At 58.7% G+C, this 19,722-nt stretch carries 17 protein-coding genes; 10 read left to right on the top strand and 7 right to left on the bottom strand.

Annotated elements, in window-relative coordinates:
• Positions 1-289: 289 nt before the first annotated feature.
• A complete protein-coding gene (locus ACVDG9_RS27830; protein ID WP_447239564.1) occupies positions 290-982 on the bottom strand; it encodes a DUF899 domain-containing protein in 693 nt (230 codons plus the stop codon).
• A gap of 2 nt (positions 983-984) precedes the next feature.
• Positions 985-1,278, bottom strand: coding sequence for a hypothetical protein (locus tag ACVDG9_RS27825; protein ID WP_447239563.1), 294 nt, complete (start codon positions 1,276-1,278; stop codon positions 985-987).
• Positions 1,279-1,382: 104 nt separating this feature from the next.
• Here ACVDG9_RS27825 and ACVDG9_RS27820 point away from each other — a divergent pair, with 104 nt between their 5' ends.
• Positions 1,383-2,603, top strand: coding sequence for a helix-turn-helix domain-containing protein (locus ACVDG9_RS27820; protein ID WP_447239562.1), 1,221 nt, complete (start codon positions 1,383-1,385; stop codon positions 2,601-2,603).
• 9 nt (positions 2,604-2,612) lie between these two features.
• Entirely contained in the window at positions 2,613-3,257 is a 645-nt protein-coding gene (locus ACVDG9_RS27815) for an NHL repeat-containing protein (protein ID WP_447239561.1), read from the top strand.
• Positions 3,258-3,363: 106 nt separating this feature from the next.
• Here the strand turns inward: ACVDG9_RS27815 and ACVDG9_RS27810 are convergent, their stop codons facing one another.
• Positions 3,364-4,071, bottom strand: coding sequence for a GntR family transcriptional regulator (locus ACVDG9_RS27810; protein ID WP_296596446.1), 708 nt, complete (start codon positions 4,069-4,071; stop codon positions 3,364-3,366).
• A 175-nt stretch (positions 4,072-4,246) separates the two neighbouring features.
• Here ACVDG9_RS27810 and ACVDG9_RS27805 point away from each other — a divergent pair, with 175 nt between their 5' ends.
• The 6 genes from ACVDG9_RS27805 (at position 4,247) to ACVDG9_RS27780 (ending at position 11,065) form a co-directional block, all read left to right on the top strand.
• On the top strand, positions 4,247-5,284 hold the full coding sequence (locus ACVDG9_RS27805; protein ID WP_447239560.1) for a C-terminal binding protein: 1,038 nt from the start codon (positions 4,247-4,249) through the stop codon (positions 5,282-5,284).
• An 84-nt stretch (positions 5,285-5,368) separates the two neighbouring features.
• Positions 5,369-6,385, top strand: a complete 1,017-nt coding sequence (locus ACVDG9_RS27800) for a TRAP transporter substrate-binding protein (protein WP_447239559.1) — start codon at positions 5,369-5,371, stop codon at positions 6,383-6,385.
• Positions 6,386-6,616: 231 nt separating this feature from the next.
• Positions 6,617-7,213 carry a TRAP transporter small permease subunit gene (locus ACVDG9_RS27795; RefSeq protein WP_447239558.1) on the top strand — a complete coding sequence of 199 codons (597 nt, stop codon included), beginning with the start codon at positions 6,617-6,619 and terminating at the stop codon, positions 7,211-7,213.
• The gene (locus ACVDG9_RS27790) at positions 7,206-8,534 is read left to right on the top strand and encodes a TRAP transporter large permease (RefSeq protein WP_447239557.1); all 1,329 of its coding nucleotides are present in this window, start codon (positions 7,206-7,208) and stop codon (positions 8,532-8,534) included. The genes ACVDG9_RS27795 and ACVDG9_RS27790 overlap by 8 nt, the downstream gene beginning before the upstream one ends.
• Before the next feature lie 36 nt (positions 8,535-8,570).
• The gene (locus ACVDG9_RS27785; RefSeq protein WP_447239556.1) at positions 8,571-10,178 is read left to right on the top strand and encodes a GMC family oxidoreductase; all 1,608 of its coding nucleotides are present in this window, start codon (positions 8,571-8,573) and stop codon (positions 10,176-10,178) included.
• A gap of 38 nt (positions 10,179-10,216) precedes the next feature.
• Positions 10,217-11,065: a fumarylacetoacetate hydrolase family protein gene (locus ACVDG9_RS27780; RefSeq protein WP_447239555.1), complete on the top strand. Its 849-nt coding sequence runs from the start codon at positions 10,217-10,219 to the stop codon at positions 11,063-11,065.
• Positions 11,066-11,320: 255 nt separating this feature from the next.
• On the opposite strand, the gene ACVDG9_RS27775 is transcribed toward ACVDG9_RS27780, so the two are convergent.
• Both ACVDG9_RS27775 and ACVDG9_RS27770 read right to left on the bottom strand, forming a co-directional pair.
• Positions 11,321-11,569 carry an integrase core domain-containing protein gene (locus ACVDG9_RS27775; protein WP_366514590.1) on the bottom strand — a complete coding sequence of 83 codons (249 nt, stop codon included), beginning with the start codon at positions 11,567-11,569 and terminating at the stop codon, positions 11,321-11,323.
• Between the two features lie 13 nt (positions 11,570-11,582).
• Positions 11,583-14,366 carry an autotransporter outer membrane beta-barrel domain-containing protein gene (locus ACVDG9_RS27770; RefSeq protein WP_447239554.1) on the bottom strand — a complete coding sequence of 928 codons (2,784 nt, stop codon included), beginning with the start codon at positions 14,364-14,366 and terminating at the stop codon, positions 11,583-11,585.
• Positions 14,367-15,116: 750 nt separating this feature from the next.
• Between ACVDG9_RS27770 and ACVDG9_RS27765 the strand changes: the two genes are divergently transcribed.
• Positions 15,117-15,359 carry a WGR domain-containing protein gene (locus ACVDG9_RS27765; RefSeq protein WP_447239553.1) on the top strand — a complete coding sequence of 81 codons (243 nt, stop codon included), beginning with the start codon at positions 15,117-15,119 and terminating at the stop codon, positions 15,357-15,359.
• 66 nt (positions 15,360-15,425) lie between these two features.
• On the opposite strand, the gene ACVDG9_RS27760 is transcribed toward ACVDG9_RS27765, so the two are convergent.
• Positions 15,426-16,577: an RHE_PE00001 family protein gene (locus tag ACVDG9_RS27760; protein WP_447239552.1), complete on the bottom strand. Its 1,152-nt coding sequence runs from the start codon at positions 16,575-16,577 to the stop codon at positions 15,426-15,428.
• Between the two features lie 179 nt (positions 16,578-16,756).
• On the opposite strand from ACVDG9_RS27760, the gene ACVDG9_RS27755 reads away from it, so the two are divergent.
• Positions 16,757-18,025 (top strand): tyrosine-type recombinase/integrase, encoded by a 1,269-nt coding sequence (locus ACVDG9_RS27755; protein WP_447239551.1) that lies wholly within the window; start codon positions 16,757-16,759, stop codon positions 18,023-18,025.
• Positions 18,026-19,195: 1,170 nt separating this feature from the next.
• Here the strand turns inward: ACVDG9_RS27755 and ACVDG9_RS27750 are convergent.
• Positions 19,196-19,468, bottom strand: coding sequence for a hypothetical protein (locus tag ACVDG9_RS27750; protein WP_447239550.1), 273 nt, complete (start codon positions 19,466-19,468; stop codon positions 19,196-19,198).
• Positions 19,469-19,722: the final 254 nt, after the last annotated feature.

Below are 19,722 nucleotides of genomic sequence, written 5' to 3'. Positions count from 1 at the left end.
GATCGAAGGGTTTCAGGCAATGTCTTTCCGGAATGACGAGATGATTGGTTTAGACGTCCCGAGCGGCGCTCAGGATTTCGACTGTGGTCGCCGTGATGGCACGCTGGCCGCAGCGATGGTTTGCCTCAGGTCGTCCGCTTCCAATCAGCCGTTCGCCCTGGTCGCAGCTGTCCGGAAAGAAGCCGGTGGGCCTAGAGGCTAATTTGCAAATTGCCGGGCCTGTGCAGGCCCGGCGATCTTACCTTTTCCGGCGATGCCGACATGCATTGCGCACTCAATTCCCAGGTGCTTATTCGTAGCGATCGTGTCGGCGCACCCAGTCCATTCCCCTCGCCTCATTGCGCCCCTTGGGCGTCAGGTCGAGCATGGCATAAGTGCCCATCATCACTTCGACACCGCGTCCGTAGGTCGAATATGTGCGAAAAACTTCGCCGGCCTCGTTCTTGATGAAGGCGCTGACGCCGGGCCATTCCTCGCCCGTCATGTTCCAGCCGCCGAAATTGTAGTCGATGTGCCCGCTGGCGACTTCCTCGGGGGTGAAACTGACCTGGAAGTCGTAGTTGAAGTCGCTTCCGAAGGACGAGACCCATCCGAACGTCCAGCCCATGCGTTTGCGGTAGCGTTCGATATCGGCCAGGGGTGCGCGGGAGACAGCAATCATGGTCACGTCATGATTGGCAAGATGCAGGTTCATGCCGTCGGTGTGGTCGGCCATGAAAGAACAGCTCGGGCAGCCTTCCTTCCATCCCGGCGCAAACATGAAATGCTGTACCACGAGCTGAGACCGTCCCTCGAAAAGCCCGGCAAGCGAGCGCGGGCCGTCAAGTGTATCGAAGACATAGTCCTTCTCGATGCGTTCCCACGGCAAGGCAAGGCGCTCGCTGGCGACACTGTCGCGCAGGTGCGTGAGTTCCTTTTCCTTTTGCAGCAAGTCCCGCCGGGCGGCGAGCCAGTCTTCATGTGAAACAACCGCGTTTTGCATGATCATTCTCCTTCAGTTTGGGTGGTGGGGATATCGAAGCGCCGCGAGCGGGCGGACATCAGCCTGAGCCAGGGCGGCAGGTGGAACAGGCCCATCAGGACGTACATCAGGGTCATGTCATTCACAGGCAGGAAGCCTGGAACGGATGAACAGATCTCCCACCCCTGCACTCCGGTTGCGGAAATCCATGCCATTGAGCCAAAGGTTGGCGCGGCGGCCAGCCGAAGGCACCCTGCTGTGTCGCGGTGGTGACCAGAGGGTCCTTGTGTCTTCCCTGTACCTGCAAACATCGTCATTATCGGTCCTCCGTATGATCCGGCGTTTGCGACCATCGCCCGGTGAGCAAAGACATAGATGCGGAGACGGGGCGGGTGAGAGTTACAAGTTTGGCGGGATTTCCATGGACATGCTGATCGCCGCGGCGGCGCGCGCCCTTTCGTCCGGAGATCCTCTGGCGGTATTGAAACGGGTGGCACTGCGCAACGACGCGCCGGCATTGGCGTTGCGCGGCATTGCCATGGCCCAGCTCGGCGACCTTGCGCGCGCCAGAGAGCTGCTGAAGGATGCGGCCCGCGCCTTCGGGCCGGATGAGCCGATGGCGCGTGCACGCTGCATGGTTGCCGAAGCCGAGATCGCTTTGGTTTGCCGCGACCTCGGCCGTTCGTTTCAAACGCTCGGTGCAACACGCGCGACGCTCGAAGCCGGTGGTGACCAGGTGAATGCCGCACATGCCGGCTATCTCGAAGCCCGTCAGCTTCTGCTCATCGGCCGGCTCGAAGATGCCCAGAGGACACTCGACAGCATCGACATCGACGTCTTGCCGCCTGCGTCTCGAGCCGGCTACGGTCTTGTGGTCGCCGGCATAGCCATGCGACAAATCCGGACAGGGCCTGCACGAGCCGCACTCCAGCAGGCAGCGCGTGCTGCCCGCGATGCCGGTATTCCCTCCCTCAAGGCCGAGGTTGAAAAGGCAAGGCATGCGCTGGAGGCACCGGCCGCCCGTCTTGTCTCTCGCGACAGGCAAGACTTGCTGCAGCTTGACCGGGTCGAGGCTCTGGTTGCCTCCGATACGTTTATTGTAGATACCTGCCGAAATGCTGTGAGGCTTGGGGAAAAGTTGATCTCACTCGACCGCCGTCCAGTCCTGCTTGCTCTGGCCCGGGCGTTGGCAGAGGTCTGGCCGGAAGATGTTTCGCGCGAAAACCTTCTCATGCACGCCTTCGGGGCAAAGCATGTGGACGATTCGCACCGGGCGAGGTTGCGTGTCGAGATTGCCCGCCTTCGCAAGGTCATCAAACCCGTCGCCGCGGTAAGGTCAACGAGCCTGGGCTTTGCTCTCAAGCTGTACGGCGCTCACCAGGTTGCCGTGCTGGCGCCGCCGGTGGAAAGCGACCACCCGGAGGTGCTGGCGCTGCTCGCGGACGGCGAGGCCTGGTCGAGTTCTGCGCTGGCCATGGCACTCGGCGTAAGTCCACGCACGGTTCAAAGGAAGCTTGAAGACCTTGCTCTTGCCGGGAAAGTTCGTTCCTTCGGACGAGGGCGGGCCTGCCGCTGGATCCTATCGAGTGTTCCCGGATTCCCGACAAGTTTGTTACTCCCCCATGCAATCACCACCGGTTAGAATTGCCACATGAAACATAGAACAGCAGAGATCATCCGGGAGTTCGGCCCCTTCCCCGGCATCGATGACATTGCCGGGGTCAGCTTTGGTCGCGAGCGGGTCTGGTTCGCGTCCGGAGACAGACTAAATGCGCTTGATCCGGAAAGTGGAGAGATTACGGGATCGATCGCGACCGCCGCCGATGCCGGTACCGCCTTCGATGGAACTCATCTGTTCCAGATTGCCGATGATGCGATCAACAAGATCGACCCCACAACCGGAGAAGTGCTGGCCACGATACCGACCCCCGGTGACGGCGGGCATTCGGGACTGGCTTGGGCCGAGGGGTTCCTTTGGGTTGGACAGCATCGGGGCCGCAAGATCCACCAGGTGGATCCAGAAAGCGGCAAGGTTCATCGTACAATTGAATCGGATCGCTTCGTAACCGGCGTCACATGGGTGGATGGCGAGCTTTGGCACGGCACCTGGCAGGACGGCGAAAGCGATATCCGGCACATCAATGCCACGACTGGAGATGTGCTGGAGTGTTTGCAAATGCCATCGGGTTCCGGCGTCTCGGGACTTGAATCCGATGGCGGTGATCGCTTTTTCTGCGGCAGCGGAGATGCGGGAAAACTGTTGGTCGTCCGACGGCCAGGGTCAGATTCTGAATGATCTGTTCCCCAAAAGACCCTCGCTATTGAGGTCAGGGCGCCGCGACTATCGCCGGGCTTGTCGCAAGCGCTTAGCCGCAAAAATTGCGGCTACTCACCGAAGACAGTCATCCCTGACTTTGAAGAAGCAATTCCTGGCACTCCTGGTCCGAGCGCAGCTGTGCTTTCTGGCGGACCTGGGTGTTGGTATCCGGCAGGGCCAGGGATCGATTGATGATCAGGATATGCTCTTGCAGGAGTGCGTGAGCGGCGTCGAATTCGCCTTGATCGATCAGGTCGCGCATGCGGGTGTGCTCGGCGTAGGAGCGGTGCCAGTAGTCGCCTTCGCCTGACTGAAGGCGTGCTCTCAGCGCGGCCAGAGCAGTTGCGGTCAGATCATAGGCCTTTTCAAGATACCTGTTTCCGGCAATCTGAAGAATGACCCGATGAAACGCGCTGTCGGCCGTGCTGTAGCGCAGCCGGTCGCCACTTTCTATCGCGTGGTCCATCTGGGAAATGGCGGCGGACAACTGTTGCACCAGCCCACTTCGGTTCCGCTCCAGCGCCATCTGGAGAGCTTCCTTTTCTAGCATGGCCCGGAATTGGCTCATTTCCTCGACGTCTTTTCGCGAAGGCGTAAACACGTAGGTTCCAGCCTGTGGGACAATGGTCACCAGACCCATGTCACGCAATTCCATGAAGGCGGCTCGAACCGGTGCCTTGCTCATCCCGAGCGCTCTTGCGATTTGCTCTTCCGAGAGCCGCTCACCGAATTCAAATTTACCGGACACGATCGCATCGCGAATGCGCTCGCTGGCTTCCTGGGTTAGCGACACTCTCTTCTCCTCGCATCCACCTGGCTCACTACACCACGGTCTAGCAGACCTGTAATCGCCAAAAACCTTGCTTTTTTCATAGTTTCAAAAATTTGTTTGACATTCGAATAAATTCTAGAATTCTAGAAGGGCCAATGCAAACACAAAATGCACTTTGAAGTTCAAGAGGTATTTCATGTCCCGCCTGCGTCTCCTGACCCCTGATGCCCAATACCCAGACGATGCCTTGATCGAACGGGCCACGGCGGGTGACGATGTGGACTGGGATATTTACCGCGAGCGCTCTCCCGAGCAGTTGCCTGAAGAGGTTCTGCGGTCGTGTGATGCGATGGTGGTCTGGCATGAAATGCCGGTTTCACCCCAGCTCATTTCAAAGCTGGACCGGTGCAAGATCATTGTGAGAGCCGGTGTCGGATTTGACCACATCGACCTTCATGCAGCCGCCAATGCAGGCATTCCGGTGTGCAATACACCGGACTACGGCACCAGCGAAGTTGCCGATCATGCCATTGCCCTGATGCTCACCATGCGGCGCGGTATCGCCAGCTACCACCGCAACCTCATGCAATCGCCCCAAGACGGGTTTGACCATGCCCGGGCGCCACTGCTGGCGCGCTTGCGCGGCAAGACGTTCGGCGTGATCGGCCTCGGACGGATCGGCATTGCCACGGCGCTTCGGGCCAAGGCCTTCGGCATGCGTGTTCTGGCATATGATCCGTTGGTGTCCCGGGGTACCGAGATCGCCGCAGGCGTCGACCGGTGCGACCATCTCGAAGAGCTGCTGTCCCAAAGCGATGTCGTCAGCCTGCATTGTCCGCTGACGGCGGAGACCCGCAACATGATCAACGCCGAGCGACTGTCGATGATGCAGCCGCACGCAATTCTGATCAACACGGCACGCGGCGCGATCATCGACGTGAACGCGCTTCTGGACGCCTTGCGACAGCAAACGATCGCAGGTGCCGGGATCGACGTGCTTCCGGTCGAGCCGCCTTCCAAATCCGATGAAATCGCCCTTGCCTATGCCAATGGCGCCGATCCGATCGTCGGCGAGCGCTTGTTCGTGACACCCCATGCGGCCTGGTCCAGCCCGGAAAGCGTCGCCGACGCGCGGCGCCTTTCGGTGGAAACGGCCATGCAGTTCCTGCGCGAGGGCCGCCTTCGCAACCTCGTCAATTCACCGGTCACGCCAGCTCTCAGCGGGGCGGCCTGACGCAAAGCTCCTGCGGGACCAGCAACCCGCAACATGATCCGAGGACATGGGATCACCAAACATGTCCAATTCAGGGAGGAAAGTATGAAAGTGACGTTTTTCAAGACGTTCATCGCAGCGTGCATGTTCAGCAGCACCTCGGTCGTCGCACAGGATTTCGAATTGACATTCCAGTCGGTCGATCCGGCCGGAAACCCGAACTTCGCCATCCAGCAGGCCTGGACAGAACGTGTAAAACTGATGTCAGGCGGCCGGTTGTCGATCGAGCTTCTGCCGGTTGGCTCGGTTGTCGAATACAATGAAACCCAGGACGCAGTCGGCAATGGCATTCTGGACGGCCACATCACCGACGTCAGCTATTTCTCCGGCAAGGATCCTGCGTTCGGGCTGATCGCAAACCCCATCGGCGCCTGGGCGGCACCCGACGAAATGTTCCGCTTCATCAACTACGGCGGTGGCTATGAGCTGATGAACGCGCTTGAGGAGCCGTATGGTCTTCATTTCATCGGCGCCACCACCACGGGGCTTGAAGGTTTCGTTTCCAAACGTCCTCTGGACGGGGTCGATGACCTGAAAGGCCTTAAGGTACGGGCCCCGGAAGGCCTCATTCAGGAAGTCTTCGCAGCCGCCGGCGCGGTTCCGGTCAACCTGCCCTATTCCGAGGTTTACACAGCGCTCGACAAGGGCGTTATCGACGCTGCGGATTCCACCGTCTTTTCAACCAATCACCAGCAGGGCCTGCACAAGGTTGCCGAACACCCGGTCTATCCGGGGTTCCATTCCATGCCTCTGGTGGAAGTTTCCATGAACCTCGACAAATGGAACGCCCTTCCCTCTGATCTTCAGGAAATCCTGACAGTCTCCGTTCGTGACTTTGCCCAGGATGCGGTTGCCATCTTGTCGATGAACGACCTGAAGACCTATGCGGAAGCGACTGCTGACCCGAACATCACCGTTCACAACTGGTCGGCAGAAGAACGGGCGAAGTTCCGCAGGATCGCGATGGACCAGTGGGCCAAGGTGGCCGCGCGCTCCGACAATGCCCAGAACGTCTATGAGACCCTGACCTCCTATCTCGACAGTCAGGGCATGTTGAAGTGACACATGTTTTCGGGCGCTGCCTCAGCGCCCGAATTCCTCCTTCGAACTTTTGATAAGCCACAACCGGCAAGCAACCCTTTGAGGGCGTTGGCTTGGACAAATGCGTCCGGGAACCGGGCAATCGCGTCAGGCCCCGACACGCTGCCACCTGCCGACCGGTTTCAGGGGACGAACGATAACGTCCCTCGTCGTTGTGGTTGATCCCCCATTCTCAGACTGGAGTGGCTGTCCATGCCTCTGCCGCCAGAACGTGCCCCAGTGCCGGATCAGGCCGAACCTCTTGTGCCGGCTCAGGAATATTTGCCTGAATCTGGCCGATTGGGTTGGGCCATCACCCGCCTTGCCCGATTGTTCGCGGTTGGAATCATCATCGCCATGGCGGTGCTGGTCGTCGAAATATTCCTTCGATATGTCTTCAACTCGCCCACTATCTGGGCGCATGAAACAACCACCTTCCTCAGTGCCGTCACCTTCATCTTCGGTGGTCTTTTCTGTGTCGCTCGCAATTCGCACATCCGGGTCGTGCTGATTTACGACGTGGTCAGCCGGCGTGCACGCAGGGTTCTGGATGTGCTGATTTCCATGGCCAGTCTGCTGGCGTGCCTGTTCTTTGCCTGGGCATCCTGGCTCATGGTCAAGAAAGCGATGTTCCGTCCGGATGGGTCCTTCTTCCTGGAAACCAGCGGAAGTGCCTGGAACTCACCCGCACCGGCCCTCCTGAAGATCTTCCTGCTCGCGGTGATGGTCACCATGAGCATCCAGTTCCTGATCCTGACGGTGAATTACCTGCGCCGACCACTCCGGACAGGGGGAGACAGCGATGCTTGACCTTCTCGATATTGGTCTGAACCTCAAGGCACTCGGCATCGGTTGGGGCACATTGGTGATGTTCGCCCTGCTGGTCGGACTTCTTCTGACCGGCATGCCTCTTGCCATGGTGACCTTGCTGGTTGCCCTTCTTTTTGCAGTTGGCTGGTTCGGACCGATGGCCGTTCCGTTGATCACCAGCCGCGTCTACAGCTTTGTCTCATCCTTCGTCTTCATTTCAGTGCCCATGTTCGTGCTGATGGCAGCGATCCTCGACCGGTCCGGCATTGCCAGGGATCTGTTCGATGCGATGAAACTCGTCGGCGGACGGCTGCGTGGGGGCGTGGCGGTCCAGACCATATTCGTGGCTGTTATCCTGGCTGCGATGAGCGGCATTATCGGCGGGGAAATCGTGCTCCTGGGCCTCGTCGCCCTGCCGCAGATGCTGAGACTTGGCTATGACCGCCGTCTGGCCATCGGTGTTGTCTGCGCCGGTGGTGCGCTCGGCACAATGGTGCCTCCGTCCATTGTTCTCATCATCTACGGACTGACAGCAAACGTCTCTGTCGGAGACCTGTTCACTGCGGCGTTCGTCCCGGGCTTCATGCTGGCGGGGCTTTATATCGCCTATATCCTGTTCCGTTCGTACACCGATCCCAAGGTCGCGCCTCCCCCGCCTGAAAATCGGATTTCGCTTTCAGAACATCTGCCCCTGCTGCGTGGCCTGGTCTTGCCGATGGCGGTGGTGTTCGTGGTCCTGGGTTCGATCTATGGCGGCATCGCCTCGGTGACGGAAGCCTCGGCCATCGGGGTCGCCGGCGTGATCGTGTCGACCATCCTGCGGCGGGAGTTTTCCTTCTCCATGTTGCTGGATGCGTCGATGCACACATTGGCAACCGTCGGCATGATCATGTGGATCGGCATCGGTGCCAGCGCCCTGGTGGGCGTCTACAACCTGATGGGCGGCATCCGTTTCATCTCCCAGCTCATCACGGGTATATCCGACAATCCGACCGTCATCATCCTGTTCATGATGCTCATTCTCTTCATACTCGGAATGTTCCTGGATTGGGTCGGGATCGCACTTCTGACGATGCCGATCTTCGTGCCGATCATCAAGGAACTTGGCTATGACCCCGTCTGGTTCGGCGTCTTGTTTGCCATGAACATGCAGGTGTCTTTCCTGACGCCACCTTTCGGACCAGCCGCATTCTATCTGAAGAGCGTGACACCACCCGAGATTTCCCTCGGAGAGATCTTCCGGTCCCTGGTTCCGTTCATCGCTCTTCAGGTCATTGCGGTAGGGCTTTTGGTGATGTTCCCGGCCCTCGCACTGCACTGACGCACATCCCTCAAGAATGGTAATCGAGACGACCTCATGAGACGCAGGTTAGACGGCGAATACGACTACATCATCATAGGAGCCGGAACGGCCGGATGCGTGCTTGCCAATCGCCTTTCGGCAGATCCGGCCAACAGGGTTCTGCTTCTGGAAGCGGGCGGCAAGGATAGCTACCCCTGGATCCATGTTCCTGTCGGGTATCTCTACTGCATGGGCAATCCGCGTACGGACTGGATGCTTCGAACGGAGGCCGATCCGGGGCTGAACGGCAGATCCCTCGCCTACCCGCGGGGGAAGGTCCTCGGCGGATGCAGCTCCATCAACGGCATGATCTACATGCGCGGTCAGGCAGCCGACTACGACGGCTGGGCGCAGATGGGAAACACCGGCTGGAGCTGGCAGGACGTGCTGCCCTACTTCGTGCGGTCCGAGGACAGACCGGATGCGGATGGCAGGCTGCATGGTGCGGGCGGAGAGTGGAAGGTCGCGCGGCAGCGGTTGAGATGGGACCTCCTGGATGATTTCCAGAGTGCCGCAGGCGAAATGGGCATTCCCCGAACGACCGATTTCAACGCAGGAGACAACGAAGGCGCAGGTTATTTCGAGGTCAACCAGAAAGGCGGCCGCCGCTGGAGTTCTGCACGGGGCTTCCTGAAACCGGCGCTGAAACGCGGAAATCTGCGGCTTTTGACCGGTTCCACAGTCGAGCGGATCATTCTGGACGGCCGCCGCGCCACGGGCGTTGCCTTCGGTTGCGCAGGACAGGAGCTCATAGCCACGGCCGGAAAAGAAGTCCTCCTTGCGGCGGGAGCCGTTCATTCTCCCGCGCTGCTTGAACTGTCAGGCATCGGCCGGCCGGAGGTCATCAGGAAGGCCGGCATAGATGTGGTGCATGCCCTGGATGACGTCGGTGAGAACCTCCAGGACCACCTTCAACTGCGCATGGTTTTCCGGGTCCGCAATGCCCGGACCTTGAACCAGGTCGTCAATTCGCTCTCAGGCAAAGTGTCGATGGCTGCCCAATATCTTTGGTCGCGGTCGGGTCCGCTTTCCATGGCGCCCAGCCAATTCGGCATTTTCACCCGCAGCAGCCCGGACGTGGCGACGCCCGATCTGGAGTATCACATTCAGCCTCTGTCAACCGACCGGCTCGGCGAGCCACTGCATCCCTATCCGGCCGTCACCGTTTCGGTCTGCAATCTCCGGCCGGAAAGCCGCGGCACGGTGCACATCGCTTCCGACAGCCCTGAAACCCCACCGAAAATAACACCGCGCTATCTGTCCGCTCCTGGTGACAGGACGGTTGCACTCAGATCCCTGCGTCATGCACGCGCGTTGCTGTCCATGCCTTCCTTGAAAAAATACGAGCCGGAGGAAGCTCTGCCCGGCCCCGACGTCCGGTCCGATGAGGCGCTCATGCGTGCTGCGGGCGACATCGGGACAACCATTTTTCATCCTGCCGGAACCTGCAGGATGGGTGTCGATGACAAAGCCGTCGTCGACCCGGAACTGCGGGTGCGGGGCATTGAAGGACTGCGTGTCGTGGATGCTTCGATCATGCCGCGCATTGTTTCCGGCAACACGGCATCACCCGTCGTGATGATCGCCGAAAAGGCCGCAGACATGATCCTGCTCTCTGCCTGACAAAAACTCCCCAAGAAACAGAACCACGAGGATTTCACATGAAGTTTCTTCGCTTTGGCCCGTTGGGTCAGGAAAAACCTGGCTGTGTTGATGCCGAAGGCCGCATTCGTGACCTGTCCGCTCACATAAGCGATCTGACGCCCGAAACACTCACAAAAAGCACCCTTTCCGTCCTGAGTGCCCTGGACACTGCAAAGCTGCCGGTCGTGGATCCGGACGTGCGCCTTGGCGCTTGTGTGGGGGGTGTCCGGAATTTCTACGCAGTCGGGCTGAACTATGCCCGGCACGCAAAGGAAACAGGCAATCCAAATCCCTCCGAACCGGTGCTGTTTTCCAAATCCACCTCATGCATCAGCGGTCCGAACGATCCGATCATTTTGCCGAAGGGATCGGAAAAAACCGACTGGGAAGTCGAATTGGGTGTCGTGATCGGCAGCGAATGCCAATACGTTCCAGAGCAGGACGCGCTGGAAATGGTCGCCGGCTATTGCGTCATCAACGACGTCAGTGAGCGGTCCTATCAGATCGAGCGCGGTGGCCAGTGGATCAAGGGCAAATCCGCACCAAACTTTGGCCCGATTGGTCCCTGGCTGGTTACACGGGACGAGATCCGGGATCCTCAGGACCTTCGATTGACGCTCTCGGTGAACGGAGTGGTTCGCCAGGACAGCTCAACCGACGATATGATTTTCACCGTGGCGAAAATCATCTCCTACATGTCCAATTTCATGCGTCTGATGCCCGGTGATGTCATTGCCACTGGAACGCCGGAAGGCGTAGGCCTTGGACTCAATCCACCGCAGTTTCTCAAGCTTGGTGACGTTGTCGATCTGAGCATCTACGGCCTTGGGACACAGCGACAAACCGTTGTCTCCCAGCCGGCTTGATTGACCGGCCGCCTATCAAGTCTTGTCAGGCGCAATCCCGTCGTGATGTCACCCTTGGCCAGATTAAGGCATGTTGGACGCCATCCGAATGTGGCTGAGAGCCTCCGCCTTTGGCGGTGTTCGTCCCAGCCACTCATCATCGATATGAATCCGTTCCTTCGCATCGATTCCAATCATTCATTGGACCGCTGTTCGGAGACCTTTGAAAATGAGGTCATGGGACCCGGTGACGATTTTCTTCTCCCAGCCGGCAGCCTAGCGCGGAAAACTCCAGTCAAAAACAATCCAGTTTTCGGGGATCAGAGCATGATATTTTTGGCCATATGTCGCCCGTGTTTGCAGTGTCATTTTCAGGGCACATTCGCAGGAAGCGAGATTGTCCGGGGATGAGTGGTGTCTGTTTCGGTTGTGGTCACCCTTCCACGAGGTGATTTGAGATCGGTATTCGGAGAGTGATGTGAATAGTGTGTCGTTGAGGCATGCGTCCCCGAACGCTTTCGTCAAGAAGGTGACCGACCTAGAAACGGAACGTCAGGTTGGCCTTTAAATCATGCAATGCACTCTCTCCGGAGAGATAGCCGCCGTAGGCAACACCGAACGTGGTGTTTTCAGCGAGGTCGATGTCTAGCCCGGCATCGACGGTCAAGACATCGCGTGCGATAGGCGCGCCCCAAACCGTAAAGTCCGCGCCACCTGCAAAACTATTTTGGACCGACGGGTTCAAAGGTCCGAAGGCGTGCTGCCAGCCGAGGCCACCATGAAAATTCACCGCCGCCTGGTCGAAGTTGACAACACCAGCTGCACGCAAGCCAAGGGTCGTGAAGGTAGCGGAAGAGGTCGCGGCATTGACCGTCAGGGCGGCGGCGCCGCCGCTCTCGGTGAAACCGTCCGTGTGCAGGTTGACATGGGCCAGCCCCGCAAAGGGCTCGAGCGAATAGGCACCGAGACCAATCTCGTACCCGGCTTCAGCGAAGGCCTGGAGGGTTCGCCCGGTATAGTCCGCAGACAGACTGTCGGAGAAATTGCCGACGGTGACATCGCGGTCGGTGTCGATGCCATGCCAGGAATAGGAGCCACCGAAACGCAGAGCCAGCTGGTTCACGCTGGTGGAGCCATAGGCCCCGAATAGATAGCTGTCCACTTTCGACGTGGACGAGCGCGCCTTCACATCGACATTTGCCCTCTGGTATCCGGCCATCAGGCCGAGATGCACGGCATCGCCCAGAACACCGTCGGCCCCAGCCAGGAAGCCACCGCTTGAGCTGGAAAGACTCGCCGTGTTTCCGGTCGAGGACCAGTCCCCGAAACCGCCGATCGCGGTCATCCAGAGGGCGCTGCCCGCAGCGGAAAAGCTGTCCCCATAGGTGGCGGTTTGCGCTGTGGCGCCTCCCGGTTCCAGGTCTACCGCGCCCATATGGGTCCTGACGGCACGGCTTCGGTCATAGGCGGCATTGCGCAGGAACCGTGCATCCTCGATCACAACCGTTGAAAGAGACGCGTGGATTTCGCCCGACAGGTCATCAAAAGCGGCGCGTGCGCCCGAAGCACTTTGCGAGATAACGGCGTCATAAAGGCTGGACCCGGTGCCGAGATCCACGATTGCAGACGCCGTCTTTGTCTGGTTGAGGGTCTGCGCGACACTTGTCAGGCCTGCGGCGTTACGGGTCAGCGTAAGGTAGACATTCAGCGTGTCGTAGCTGAGCGCTCCGTCCAGGAAGGCGAAGTTTTCGCTCAAGGACCCGAAGGTTCCGGTAATCCCACCAGACGCGGTCAGGATGGTGTAGGTCGATACAGCGGCATAACTGGAACCATTGTCAGTGCCGTTTTCGGCCAACACGGTGACGGAGGCGCCACTATCGAGAGTTGCTGTGCCCGTAACGGAAATCAGGTCGTTGTTCGTTCCAGCCGTCGTGCCGCCGTCATTGACCTCGACCTCGTAAACCGAGCCACTCGCGAAATTGACATCGCCGGAAACTGTTGTCGTGCCGATGGAATTACCCGGTGCGAATGTGCCGCCAGATTGCACAACGACAGACCCGACTGTGCCGGAACCGCCGAGCTTGCCACCGCTGACGGTCACACTGGCATTCGTGATCGTGCCATTCACGGACAAGGTCCCCGCATCAAGGGTCCATGACTCTGCGGCAGTGTTGCTCCCGGTCAGTGTCCAGGTGCTGCCGCCGGTCTTCTGAAATATGCCAAAACCCTGATACTGCGCACTGGCACCGATCTGCGATACGTCAAAGCTGCTGTTGGTGCCCCCGCCAAGACGCAAGGTGTCGGCAGAACTGAACGCACTGACGTTGCCAAGGATGTTGGACCCGGCCTGCAATTCCAGGGTGTTGGTCCCGCCGGTGAAACTGATGGCATCGGCGCGTGTCGCTCCATCGCCCGAGAGACCACCGGCGATGGTGCCGCTATTGTAGATAGTGAGACTGGATCCAGAAACGCCCGCTCCGCCAACGCCGGCTTGACCCGCCGTACCAACATTTGTTGTGCCCGCTGCACCACCATTGCCGCCGGTAATCGAACCCGTGTTCGTGACAACGAGGTCGGATGCCACGATGCCCGCGCCACCGTTGCCACCATCGCCACCGTTGCCATAAAAAAATTTGCCACCTTGCCCTGCGCCTCCACTCCCGCCAGCGCCTCCCGCAATAGTGTGCCCATTCAGGAAGACGTTGGACGTAGTGACAAAATCCAGCCCGATCCCACCACTGCCGCCATCGCCACCGCTGCCGCCGCCCTGTCCCCCTCGACCGCCTGCACCACCAGTGCCTCCGGTCAAGGTAGCATTGTTGGTCAGCGAAAGACTGGATCCCGTGATGACCGTGCCGTAGCCACCTGCACCACCGCCGCCACCGCCACCGATATTCCCGGTCGGGCCCCCTACCGGAAAGCCCCCGCCGTTCCCACCGTTTCCACCGTTCCCGCCGGAAAGTGTGCCGGAGACCGAGACAACTGCACCATGTGCGCCGCCACCACCGCCGCCACTGCCCGTTCCTCCGCTATTCACGTTGCCGCCAGCAACCCCATCCGCTCCCGGGGTTAAGCCGCCAGCACCGCCAGCACCGCCAGCACCGCCAGCACCAGCTCCACCAGCACCGCCTGTCACACCAGCACCGCCACCGCCACCACCAGTGACGACGCTAGTGTCCACGACTCCGTTGCTGCCGCTGTCACCCGCAGCCGTCGCACTGTCGCTTCCTCCAGGAACCCCCGTTGCAGCGCCCCCGCCTCTGCCGCCGTCCGCGAATGCGGGCGTTACCAAGACCAACCACAGGGCCAGTCCGACTGGCATGGCCATTCTTGTGCTGCAGGGCGCGGACCGCATGGCAAGCTGGCTCACCTGTGAGCGCAGGTTTCCGAATTGAGTCGAAATGAAGGATGCTCGCCCTGCAGCAGCGGTCACGCAACGATCTGAACTCTTTACACAGCCCATGGATTGGTCCTTGTAGTCGGCACTTCTGCACGATTCAAAAGGTGAGAAAACGATATATTCAACGTTACAGTGCTGGCTCCTGCGATCCGCCGTAATTGACGGTCACATCGATCGGCTAGTCTCCGACGGAAATGATTGTCATGTGTACGCCGGCGTCATCGCCTTTGAAATTCGGAGCGTGCAGGAGCAAACTGTCATCAATTATCTCTCCAGAAAATGCCGGGATCACGATGAAATGAAGCTATTTATTGAGGCGCATAATTCGAAATTAAGATATCAGTAATTGAGTTTGTGACAATCGTCGCGTGTAATTATTTTGTACTGTCCGCTGCCGTTTAAGCCAGTTCAGTTGGTCTGCCTTCACACCACAATACTGTTTGGGCCACCGCCAGCAGCTTTTCTCGTCTATAGCATCTGCGGAATGGTACAATGGAAAGCCGTGGCTGCTGCATGCGTTCAAAAGACATGCGCTTCAGGCATTCTCGGACAAAAAACATGACAAAGCCCATTTAAGGTTCTCCATCTCCCATCATCCATTTGAATCCGTTCCTTCCCATCGATTCCAATCATTCATTGGACCGCTGTTCGGAGATCTTCGACACTGCGGTCATGGAACCAGATGACCATCTCCTTCTCCTCAAACGCGTGGACCCGGGCCGGAACATGAACCGGTTCTATCACCTGTCGGTCGAGCCGACCTTGTTCGGCGGATTTGCCGTTCGCCGGACATGGGGGCGCCTGGGCACCTGGGGGCGAACGCGGCTTGATCTGTTTGCGGATGTGTCATCCGCTCTGGCGCATCAGGAGAAGCTGGCGGCACAAAAGCACAGGCGCGGGTATCGCCCGGAATGAGGCTGTGGCGTTGTGCCTGATCCCTGTTCCATGGGATCTTCCTCGGGCAGATCACTCAATCAGACGTCACAAGATACCCCAGGCCCTGTATCTGTCTCGGCCTGTAAGCTCGCGGGGGAGCGCGGGGCCGAGTTGGCGGATCATGCGGTCGACGGCAGCGGCGGTGACGCCGAGGTCCTGGCGGGCCATGGGAATGGTCACCAGGGGCCGGGACAGAAACATCCGGGCAAACTCCGGCAGCCTGGAGTGGCTTCGGCAAGACTGGCAATGGCGAGCCAATTGCTCCTGGGCAATCGATAGCCGGTCCAGCTGATCCATGGTTTCCTGGGCGGCTTTTTCGAAACCTGACAGGAAGCCGGCGATGCGCACCTGGAACGTGTCCTTGCGGCGCCAGCGAAAGGGCGACTTTCGCAATCCCGCTGACAGGCTTGGCAAATGAGACGTGGTCACCTGTGTTTTCAGGAAGAAAGCCGACAGCAGGCGGCCAAGTTCCGGCCATCCGTCCAGTGGCTGCAGCACCTGCCATGCATCAAGCAAAATTGCCGCCGCCAGAACGGGCGGTAATTTCAGGGCTTCAGCTTCCGTTTTGACAGTGAGCCAGTCGTCCAGACGGTCACCCCGTTCCGAAAACCGAGAGAAGTGTACGGAAAGTATGTCTCCGGATTGGCGGGACGAGACAGGTCTTTCCGGGACGGTTCCCTGTGCCAGCTGTCTGGAGCGTTCAAGTACGGCGTCGATTTCGGCAAAGAGATTTTTTTCCGTATCGGTAATGTCCTGTTGGGCCGAGGTTGAGGCGGCAGGTCTCCTCCCCTCCCCCGAGTTTCTGATTGTCGTTGTCTCGAACTCGGCGTCATCTGTCGGCCGGCCTACAAGTGTCAGAAGACCGTCCCGGCTCAAGATACTGTCCGGGGGGTGCCGGTCGACCCGTCTGCGGAGCGCCAGGAACCTGGCGGCCCGTGTCAATTCGTGGGTGGGCGCGCGTCTGTCGGTGCCGGCGTCGTGCAGGACAAGGTCCTCCAGATGAACAAGGTCTCCATCGAGGGCCATGGAGGCACAGGTCTCAAACAGGTGGGACCGGCTGCGCACACCGTCTTCCAGCGCGGGTGTCCGGCGCAATCTCTCGTCTGCTCGGGTCAGTGACCGGCTGGCGCGATCGAGCGGGTCGGCCAGATCGAGCCAATCCAGTGATTTCAGGGACTTGTGGAGATCGTAAACCATTGACATCGGCTGATAATATTTCATTAACGATAATCAACAAGCAAAAAAGTATCATTACATGGATATCTGTCAACTCAGGATCATAAGCAATGATAATTAAAGCTTATCGATGGTTAGACTTTTCAGCGACCTCATGCTAAACATTGGCCCCTGTCCCGACCCGCAAAAGCCTGTCAGCCATGCCCGAAAGCCCCCTCCCCGCGTCCCGTCTCTCGTCGCAGCCCGCACGGAACGAGGTTGCACGGAACGAGGCTGCGGATCAGACAACGCGCGACAAGATAGAAACCCTCGACACGTTGTCCGCCATTCTGCCAGCCCTTGCCGGGTCGGACCGGGCAGAGCAGCTGGCCCGGCTTCTGACCAATGAGGACATCGACACCCTGCGCCACCTTGCCAGGGAAGGCATGGGCGAGAATTCGCTGCGGGCTCTGACCTCCGACTTTTCCTATCTGGAAGGCTGGTGCCTGGCGGCAACCAGAAGCCCCCTGCCCTGGCCCGCGCCGGCGCCGCTCATTCTCAAGTTCATCGCCCATCACCTGTGGGATTCTGAGAAGAAGATGTCTGATCCCGGTCACGGGATGCCTGAAGACATTGCGAGGCAACTTGAGGCGCAAGGACTGCTCCGCAGCGCGAAAAATACGGCGGGCCAACGGCCCCCGCATGCACCGGCGACTGTGCAGCGGCGGTTGGCCTCCTGGTCGACCTTGCATCGCTGGCGGGGTCTGACGGGAGACTTCTCCGCGGCGGAAGTGCGCTCCGCCATGCGTCTGGCTGTCCGTGTCGCCGACCGGCCGCGCGCGCGGAAAAGCCGCAAGGCGATCACGGCCGATTGCCTGGAGCTGCTGCTCGCGACATGTAACGGCACGGACTACGCCGCGCCAAGCCTGATGGACATTCGAGACAGGGCCTTGCTGCTGGTCGGGTTTGCCTCCGGTGGCCGCCGGCGGTCCGAGTTATCCGGAATGCGGTTTGGTCAGATCACCTGGGAGGACTTTTTGCCTCTGGACCCGAGTGATCCGGATAGCGACCTCCTGCCTGCCGCCAGCCTGCGACTGGGGCGCACCAAGACGGAAGAATCTTCTGACGACAATTCGGTTCTACTGATCGGACGGAGTGTCGACGCGCTGAAAACCTGGCTGGAAGCGGCCCAGATTCAGGAAGGGGCGGTCTTCCGCGCGATCGATCAATGGGGCAACCTGAAAACCCGCGCCCTCACCCCGCAATCGGTGAATGCCATCGTCAAGAAACGCTGTGCCCTTGCCGGTCTGGACCCGCAGGACTTTTCCGCGCATGGCTTGCGCTCAGGCTTTCTGACAGAAGCGGCCAACAGGGACATTCCGATCCAGGATGCCATGCTGCAGTCCCGGCACAGGTCCCTCGCCCAGGCGTCCAGCTATTACAGCGATGCCGGGCGCAGCAGACGGCGGTCGGCCAGATTGTTGGGGTGATGTTCAACGCGAGGGAAGCTCATGAGGGAGATCCGGGCAGGTCTTGAAAGTGGCCCGTCCGGATCATTTCTCCTCAATCATTAGCTGATCCATCAGTCGAGTTGAACTCCTTAAAAAACAGTTAATAAACTCTCATATTCCCTTGCGGTATACAAGCGACGAGAGGTTGTTGTCATGGCCAAGGTGCATCCATTTCGTGTTGTGCAGATTTCGGCTGGCTCTGTTTGCTGTGAGGTCGTTCTTGGGTCTGGCGTTTTGCATTGCACGGGACTGCCGCGCAATTTTCCAATGTTGTTTAGCGAGGCATGATCATTGAGCGTAATGATTGGTGCGCGTCATTGCGCGTAATGCCTCTTTTGGTGGTCGTTTGAATTCTGTTCGCAGGGCCGGCCGGTCAGGTCGAAGCCATCCAGTCTGCAATCATCTTTGTGAAAACAGGTCGTCCTGTTCCTGTCAGGCCGGCTGCGCAATTTCAGCAGCTAGCGTTTGCAGGACATGTATCTGGTAGCTCCTAAATACGTGACCACTTGCTCCTCTCTTGAGTTGGTTCATTCTCTTCAAGATTTCGTTCGGATAGGTGACGGCTGATTGGGGAAGCAATCAGGAAACTGAAGTTTGGTCGCATAGCCACAGTGGGTTTCACCAACACAAGTTGAGCTATATTGGGGCAACAAGGGAGCCGTCGGCTTGGTCCATGCTTGTGTTGCCGGTTCATTGGTTTCCGGTCTGAAAATACTTAGTTGTGCGATACGGGAGAACTCGAGGACAGGCTCGGCTAATTGATTGCTTTTTGGGATTTGCTAGTTGTGTGAAATGGCCTTTAGCGCGATGGGGTTCGTTCTGTGGGTATAGCGCCCTCCCCAGATGAGATGCGTTTCTTAGCTTGAAGAAGTTTTCTTCAAGCGCCGCGTAGTTTTCGTTGGACTAATGATCTCTGATCCGGAGTCCGGTTGTTGCCATACAGGCGGCTCGTCGTTCAGCCTTGAATTGAAGCTGCCGATTGATTGAGCTCTTTATTGTCACGTGGTTTGCGGTAGGTGTTGCGGAGCACCCATCGGTGGATGGAGCGTTAGACGGGGTGGCGCTGGAGGAGTAGATGTTCCGGTCGTTTCAGCTGGATGCATTGTGAGAAGCGGTGGCGTGTGTCTCTAGCTAGAGGTCGCGTTACTTTCATCGTTCGGTGTCACCTCCCTGCCCGCTCCATTTTGTCCTGACGCGCTTCAAAAAAGGAATATCGAGACAGTCCACGCCTACCGGCGCTCGTTTTGCCAAGGCCAACTTTTCGTCCGATGCCTTGTTCAGCTTGAGGTGGTTTTTGATCTCTTTTTTTGAATTGGGTGGCGCGACGTTCTGGTTCTGAGAATGCTCACTGGAAACCAGGCGGAGGCTCTGTGATAGGGCTTTCTTCGAAAGGTCCAAGGACTGGGGGATTTTGATGGCCATCGGCAATGTGATGCCCGTTCAGTATTTTCGCAAGTTTCAGGTTCACAGTCGCCGACGCCTCATAACGTTTGCAAACGTTTCAGACGCTGCCATGGGCAAAACGTTGTGAATATAGCAATTGCTATATCAGCTGATTTTTCCGGGTGTGGAGCATGGCCCCTCAGTGTTAAAAGTCGCTCCGCTAGAAATTATAGCAATTGCTATAATTGGCCGGTGCTGTGCTGAGCGTTCGTAGAGGCGCAAAGAGCCTGACG

This window comes from Roseibium sp. RP-7, from assembly GCF_053005225.1.
This window is presented reverse-complemented; position numbering and strand designations above follow the sequence as displayed.